The organism is Stenotrophomonas sp. (assembly GCF_035634915.1).
In the GTDB taxonomy this organism is placed as follows: Bacteria; Pseudomonadota; Gammaproteobacteria; order Xanthomonadales; family Xanthomonadaceae; genus Stenotrophomonas.
Genome location: NZ_DASQCB010000020.1, coordinates 1 through 8,043, shown reverse-complemented (window position 1 = coordinate 8,043; position 8,043 = coordinate 1). Strand labels below are relative to the sequence as shown.

The 8,043-nt window shown below is 63.2% G+C and carries 5 protein-coding genes; all 5 read right to left on the bottom strand.

Annotated features, from left to right (window positions below; translation table 11 throughout):
- The coding region (locus VER16_RS16190; protein WP_324805580.1) for a GTP-binding protein at positions 1-339 on the bottom strand (339 nt) is incomplete at its 3' end.
- A gap of 51 nt (positions 340-390) precedes the next feature.
- Positions 391-2,532, bottom strand: coding sequence for an elongation factor G (fusA, locus tag VER16_RS16185; protein ID WP_108764162.1), 2,142 nt, complete (start codon positions 2,530-2,532; stop codon positions 391-393).
- 138 nt (positions 2,533-2,670) lie between these two features.
- Entirely contained in the window at positions 2,671-3,138 is a 468-nt protein-coding gene (rpsG, locus tag VER16_RS16180; RefSeq protein WP_108764161.1) for a 30S ribosomal protein S7, read from the bottom strand.
- Between the two features lie 12 nt (positions 3,139-3,150).
- Complete coding sequence (gene rpsL, locus VER16_RS16175; protein WP_004145320.1) at positions 3,151-3,525, bottom strand: 30S ribosomal protein S12; 375 nt, start codon at positions 3,523-3,525, stop codon at positions 3,151-3,153.
- Positions 3,526-3,833: 308 nt separating this feature from the next.
- Positions 3,834-8,043: DNA-directed RNA polymerase subunit beta' (gene rpoC, locus VER16_RS16170; RefSeq protein WP_324809711.1), on the bottom strand; the 4,210-nt coding region annotated here is incomplete at its 5' end.

Here is an 8,043-nt window from a genome sequence, read left to right as displayed (position 1 = left end):
CATCGGGCCGTCAGCGGCCGAGCACACCAGGATCGCGCCGTCCATCTGGGCGGCACCGGTGATCATGTTCTTGACGTAGTCAGCATGGCCCGGGCAATCGACGTGGGCGTAGTGACGGGTGGTGGATTCGTATTCGACGTGTGCGGTCGAGATCGTGATGCCACGAGCCTTCTCTTCCGGAGCGGCGTCGATTGCCGAGTAGTCCTTGAACTCGCCACCGAAACGCTCGGCGCCGATCTTGGTCAGTGCGGCGGTCAGCGTGGTCTTGCCATGGTCGACGTGACCGATGGTGCCGACGTTGACGTGCGGCTTGGTGCGCTCGAACTTACCCTTTGCCATTGTTGTATCCCTTGATTGTCGTAAGTGGTTTCAGGAGAGGCTGAGCGAGGCTCAGCCCTTCTTCATGACGGCTTCGGCGATGTTGTTCGGCGCCGGCTCGTAATGGTCGAATTCCATGGTGAAGGTGGCGCGGCCCTGGGTCTGCGAACGCAGCGCAGTGGCGTAACCGAACATTTCACCCAGCGGGATCATCGCGTTGATGATCGAAGCGGAGCCGTCACCGGTGGTGTCCGAACCCTGCAGCACGCCGCGACGACGGCTCACGTCGCCCATCACGTCACCCTGGTAGTCCTCCGGGGTCACGATCTCGACCTTCATGATCGGCTCCAGCAGCACCGGCTTGGCCTTGGCGAAGCCCTGCTTGAAGGCCATCGACGAAGCCAGCTTGAACGCCATTTCCGAGGAGTCGACGTCGTGGTACGAACCGAAGACCAGCTTGACCTTCACGTCCACCACCGGGAAGCCGGCCAGCGGGCCGCTGGTGATGGTTTCGCGCAGGCCCTTTTCGACCGACGGGATGAATTCCTTCGGAATGACACCACCGGTGATGTCATTGATGAACAGGAAGTCGTCCTTGATCAGCGGAGCGATCTTGGCGTCGGCACGGTCTTCAGCGGTGATCGGCGACAGCTCGATCACGACGTGACCGTACTGACCCTTACCACCGGACTGCTTGGCGTGCTTGTAGTCCGACTTGACGTCGGCCAGGGTAATGGTTTCGCGGTAGGCAACCTGCGGCGCGCCGACGTTGGCTTCAACGTTGAACTCGCGCTTCAGGCGGTCGACGATGATGTCCAGGTGCAGTTCGCCCATGCCCGAGATGATGGTCTGGCCGGATTCTTCGTCGGTCTTGACGCGGAACGACGGATCTTCCTGCGCCAGACGGCCCAGGGCCAGGCCCATCTTTTCCTGGTCCGACTTGGTCTTCGGTTCGACGGCCATCGAGATCACCGGCTCCGGGAACGTCATGCGCTCCAGGATGATCGGCTGGTCGATCGAGCACAGGGTGTCACCGGTGGTGGTGTCCTTCAGGCCCACGGCAGCGGCGATGTCACCCGCCAGAACTTCCTTGATTTCTTCGCGGTTGTTCGAGTGCATCTGCAGGATGCGGCCGATGCGCTCCTTCTTGCCCTTCACCGAGTTCAGGACGGTGTCGCCACCGTTCAGGGTGCCCGAGTAGACACGGAAGAAGGTCAGCGCGCCGACGAACGGGTCGGTGATGATCTTGAAGGCCAGCGACGAGAACGGAGCCTTGTCGTCGGACTTGCGGGTCATGGCGACGTTTTCGTCATCCACGTCGGTACCGGTCACGTCCGGCACGTCGACCGGCGACGGCAGCAGCTGGATCACGCCGTCGAGCATGGCCTGCACGCCCTTGTTCTTGAACGCCGAACCGCAGTACATCGGGACGATTTCGGTGGCCAGGGTACGGGTACGCAGCGCGTTGATGATTTCGGACTCGGCCAGCTCTTCGCCGCCCAGGTACTTTTCCATCAGCTCTTCGCTGGCTTCAGCCGCGGCTTCGATCATGAAGGTACGGGCTTCTTCAGCCTTTTCCTGCAGGTCGGCCGGGATGTCGCCGTATTCGAACTTCATGCCCTGCGAGGCTTCATCCCAGTGGATGGCCTTCATCTTCAGCAGGTCGACGACGCCCTTGAAGCCGTCTTCGGCGCCGATCGGCAGCTGCATCGGCACGGCGACTGCGCCGAGCTTGGCCTTCAGCTGGTCACGGACCTTGTAGAAGTTGGCGCCGGTGCGGTCCATCTTGTTGACGAACGCAATGCGCGGCACCTTGTAACGGTTGGCCTGGCGCCACACGGTTTCCGACTGCGGCTGCACGCCACCGACGGCACACAGCACGAACACCGCACCGTCGAGCACGCGCAGCGAACGCTCGACTTCGATGGTGAAGTCGACGTGCCCGGGGGTGTCGATGATGTTGAAGCGGTGCTCCGGCAGGGACTTGTCCATGCCCTTCCAGAACGCGGTGGTGGCAGCGGACTGGATCGTGATGCCACGCTCCTGCTCCTGCTCCATCCAGTCCATGGTGGCGGCGCCGTCGTGCACTTCACCGATCTTGTGGCTCTTGCCGGTGTAGAACAGGATGCGCTCGGACGTGGTGGTCTTGCCGGCATCGATGTGAGCCATGATGCCGAAGTTACGGTAACGCTCGATGGGAGTGGAACGGGCCACGGGGAGCCTCTCAGATTTCTTGGAATTCGGATGGCCGAACGCCGCCTTGCGGCGGCCTTCGGATTGGCGCAGCCCTTCTGGGGCCGCGAGGCAGCACCGATGTGGTGCTGCCCTGCCTGTTTTACAAGGCCGTCAAACTCACCAGCGGTAGTGGGCGAATGCCTTGTTGGCTTCGGCCATGCGGTGGGTTTCTTCGCGCTTCTTGATGGCGCCGCCACGGTTTTCCGAGGCGTCGATCAGTTCAGCAGCCAGCTTCTTCGGCATGGTGTTCTCACCACGCTTGCGCGCGGAGTCGATCAGCCAGCGCATGGCCAGAGCCATCTTGCGCGATGCACGCACTTCGACCGGCACCTGGTAGGTGGCACCACCGACACGGCGCGACTTCACTTCGACCGACGGAGCGACGTTGTCCAGAGCCTTCTGCACCAGCTCGATCGAGTTGGCGTTCTTCTCGGAGATGACGTCCATGGCGCCGTACACGATCTTTTCAGCGACGGACTTCTTGCCGCTCTGCATGACCATGTTGATGAAACGGGCGATGGTTTCGCTTCCGTGCTTCGGATCCGGCAGGACGGAACGCTGCGGAGTATTACCCTTACGCGACATAGTGGTCTCTCCTTATGCCTTCGGACGCTTGGCGCCGTACTTGGAACGGGCCTGGCGACGCTTGGCAACGCCGGCGGCGTCGAGCGAGCCACGAACGGTGTGGTAACGCACACCCGGCAGATCCTTGACGCGACCGCCACGGATCAGGACCACGGAGTGTTCCTGCAGGTTGTGGCCTTCACCGCCGATGTAGGAAATGACTTCTTCCTGGTTGGTCAGGCGGACCTTGGCAACCTTGCGCAGAGCCGAGTTCGGCTTCTTCGGGGTGGTGGTGTAGACGCGCGTGCAGACGCCACGGCGCTGCGGGCACTTGTCGAGCGCCGGCGAGGCACTCTTGTACGTAGTAGCTTGCCGCGGCTTGCGGACCAGCTGGTTGATCGTCGCCATCAGTAGGTTCTTCTGATTGGTGGCCGGAAATCCGGCCAGAGATGCGGAAATGTTAAAGCAGGCCAAAATTCTGGCCTGCTGAGACAGACGATTGTAGCAACCTGCCAGAGAAGCAGTCAAACGCCTCCTGTCAAGCCCGTTCCTGATCCTGGAACGTTACTGGGGGGCCTCCATGTACCCCGTTCAGGTTGGCGGGGTGGATCGAGGATGATCCGCCCTGCCCTTTCCTTTTTCCGCCTGGTGCAGTCGACCAATGGTCGACTCTACCGCCAGACGGGTGGTCCGGCGTTTCCGCCGGACCGGGTGACTCACTCTTCGCCGGACGCCTGTTCAGCTTCGGCTTCAACGGCCGGCGCCTCAGCCGCGACCGGGGTACCGGTCAGGGCCTGCATCTCCGAGTCAGTGAGACCCGAAGCGCCGCGGCGGCGGCTGCTGTGGTACGACAGACCGGTACCGGCCGGGATCAGGCGACCCACGATCACGTTTTCCTTCAGGCCACGCAGGTTGTCCTTGGTGCCGCGGACGGCAGCTTCGGTCAGCACGCGGGTGGTTTCCTGGAACGAAGCGGCCGAGATGAACGACTCGGTCGCCAGCGACGCCTTGGTGATACCCAGCAGAACCGGGTCGAAGTGCGCCGGCAGCTCGTTGCGGGTCGACAGGCGCGCATTCTCCTCGATTACGCGCTGGCGCTCCACCTGTTCGCCGTTCAGGAACCTGCTGCTGCCCTGGTCGGTGATCTCGACCTTGCGCAGCATCTGGCGGGTGATGACCTCGATGTGCTTGTCGTTGATCTTCACGCCCTGCAGGCGGTACACGTCCTGGATTTCCTTCACCAGGTAGGCCGCCAGCGGCTCGACACCCAGCAGACGCAGGATGTCCTGCGGGCTCGGCTCGCCGTCCACGATGGTTTCACCCTTGGTGACGTGCTCGCCTTCGAACACGATGACCTGGCGGTACTTCGGAATCAGCTCTTCGTGCTCCGAACCATCGGTGTCCTTGATGATCAGGCGCTGCTTGCCCTTGGTGTCCTTGCCGAAGCTGATGATGCCCGAACGCTCGGCCAGCACCGCCGGATCCTTCGGCTTGCGGGCTTCGAACAGATCGGCCACGCGCGGCAGACCACCGGTGATGTCGCGGGTCTTCGACGCTTCCTGCGGGATCTTGGCGACGACGTCGCCCACGCCGACGGCGGCGCCGTCCTGCAGGTTGACGATCGAACGCGGCGGCAGCAGGTACTGCGCCGGCAGGTCGGTGCCCGGGATGGACAGGTCGTTGCCCTTGGCGTCGACGATGCGCACGATCGGGCGCAGGTCCTTGGCCTGGGTACCACGACGCTTCGGATCGGTGATTTCGCGCGAAGCGAGGCCGGTCAGCTCGTCGGTCTTCTCGATGACGGTGATGCCGTCGACGAAGTCGATGAAGCGGATGAAGCCGGCAACTTCCGACACGATCGGGTGGTTATGCGGATCCCAGTTGGCCACGGTCTGGCCAGCCTTGATCGCATCACCGTCCTTGGAGGTGATGGTCGCACCGTACGGCAGCTTGTAACGCTCACGCTCACGGCCGTGGGCATCGAGCACCGAGATTTCGCCCGAGCGCGACACTGCCACCAGCGAGCCGTTGGCGTGCTCGACCGACTTGAGGTTGCTGAACTTGACCGAGCCGGTGGTCTTGACGGTGATGTTGTCGACCGCAGCAGCTCGCGACGCCGCACCACCGATGTGGAACGTACGCATGGTCAGCTGGGTACCCGGCTCACCGATGGACTGGGCGGCGATGACGCCGACCGCTTCACCGATGTTGACCAGGTGGCCACGGGCCAGATCGCGGCCGTAGCAGCGACCGCAGACACCGAAGGCCGATTCGCACGAGATCGTCGAACGCACCTTGATGCTCTGCACGCCGGCATCTTCCAGCTTGGCGACCCAGGCTTCGTCCAGCAGGGTGTTGCGGGTGACGATCGGATCTTCGTCGTTGCCCGGCAGGAACACGTCCTCGGCAACCACGCGACCCAGCACGCGATCCTTCAGCGGCTCGACCACGTCGCCGCCTTCCACGATCGGGGTCATGATCAGGCCTTCGGTGGTACCGCAATCCACCTCGGTGATGACCACGTCCTGCGCGACGTCGACCAGACGACGGGTCAGGTAACCCGAGTTCGCGGTCTTCAGCGCGGTATCGGCCAGACCCTTACGGGCACCGTGGGTGGAGTTGAAGTACTCCTGCACGTTCAGGCCTTCGCGGAAGTTCGCCTTGATGGGCGTCTCGATGATCGAGCCGTCCGGACGCGCCATCAGGCCACGCATACCGGCCAGCTGACGGATCTGCGCCTGCGAACCACGCGCACCGGAGTCGGCCATGATGTACAGCGAGTTCATCGACTTCTGGTCGATGGTCTCGCCCTTGGCATTGACCACCTTCTCGGTACCGATGGTGTCCATCATCGCCTTGGCGATGCGCTCATTGGTGCGCGACCAGATGTCGACCACCTTGTTGTAGCGCTCGCCGGCGGTGACCAGACCCGACTGGTACTGCTCCTGGATTTCCAGCACTTCGGCTTCGGCCTCGGTGAGGATGCCCTTCTTCTCGTCCGGGATCAGCATGTCGTCGATGCCGATGGAGACGCCGGCGCGGGTCGCGTAGGCGAAGCCGGTGTACATCAGCTTGTCGGCGAACACGACCGTGTCCTTCAGACCCAGCTGGCGGTAGCTGGAGTTGATCAGGCGGCTGATGTTCTTCTTGGTCAGTTCGGTGTTGGCCAGCGCGAACGGCAGGCCTTCCGGCAGGATTTCAGCCAGCAGGGCGCGACCGATCGTGGTGTCCACGATCGAGGTCTTCGGCTGCTTGTTGCCTTCTTCGTCGGTCACCACCTCGGTGATGCGGACCTTGACGCGTGCGTGCAGTTCCACCACGCGGTTGTCGTAGGCGCGCTTGACTTCGGCGATGTTGGCGAAGGCCATGCCCTCGCCCTTCTTGTTTTCCAGCGAGCGGGTCATGTAGTACAGACCCAGCACGACGTCCTGCGACGGCACGATGATCGGCTCGCCGTTGGCCGGCGACAGGATGTTGTTGGTCGACATCATCAGCGCACGCGCTTCCAGCTGGGCTTCCAGCGAGAGCGGCACGTGGACGGCCATCTGGTCACCGTCGAAGTCGGCGTTGAACGCGGTGCAGACCAGCGGGTGCAGCTGGATGGCCTTGCCTTCGATCAGCACCGGCTCGAACGCCTGGATGCCCAGACGGTGCAGGGTCGGCGCACGGTTCAGCATCACCGGGTGTTCGCGGATGACCTCTTCCAGGATGTCCCAGACCTCGGCTTCTTCGCGCTCGACCAGCTTCTTGGCGGCCTTGATGGTGGTGGCCAGGCCACGACGCTGCAGCTTGGCGAAGACGAACGGCTTGAACAGCTCGAGCGCCATCTTCTTCGGCAGGCCGCACTGGTGCAGGCGCAGGTACGGACCGACCACGATGACCGAACGGCCCGAGTAGTCGACGCGCTTGCCCAGCAGGTTCTGGCGGAAGCGACCCTGCTTGCCCTTGATCATGTCGGCCAGCGACTTCAGCGGGCGCTTGTTGGTGCCGGTGATGGCACGGCCGCGACGGCCGTTGTCCAGCAGCGCATCGACCGATTCCTGCAGCATGCGCTTTTCATTGCGCACGATGATGTCCGGCGCGCTCAGTTCGAGCAGGCGGCGCAGGCGGTTGTTGCGGTTGATGACGCGGCGGTACAGGTCGTTCAGGTCGGAGGTCGCGAAGCGGCCACCATCCAGCGGAACCAGCGGACGCAGGTCCGGCGGCAGCACCGGCAGCACGGTCATGACCATCCATTCCGGACGGTTGCCCGATTCCAGGAAGGCTTCGATCAGCTTGATGCGCTTGGTGAGGCGCTTGAGCTTGGTTTCCGAACCGGTAGCGGCGATTTCTTCGCGCAGGCGGGTCATTTCCGACTGCAGGTCGATGGTGCGCAGCAGTTCGTAGACGGCCTCGGCGCCCATGGCGGCGTCGAAGTCATCGCCGTGCTCCTGGCGTGCCTGCAGGTACTGTTCTTCGGTCAGCAACTGGCGGCGCTCCAGGGCGGTCAGGCCCGGCTCGGTCACCACGTAGGCTTCGAAGTACAGCACGCGCTCGATGTCACGCAGGGTCATGTCCAGCATCAGGCCGATGCGCGACGGCAGCGACTTGAGGAACCAGATGTGCGCGACCGGCGAGGCCAGGTCGATGTGGCCCATGCGCTCGCGGCGCACCTTGGCCAGGGTCACTTCAGTGCCGCACTTTTCGCAGACCACGCCGCGGTGCTTCATGCGCTTGTACTTGCCGCACAGGCACTCGTAGTCCTTGACCGGCCCGAAGATGGCGGCGCAGAACAGGCCGTCACGTTCCGGCTTGAAGGTACGGTAGTTGATGGTTTCCGGCTTCTTCACTTCGCCGAAGGACCACGAACGGATCAGGTCCGGCGAGGCCAGCGCGATCTTGATCGCGTCGAAGTCCAGCGTCTGGCGCTGCTGGTTGAAGAGGTTG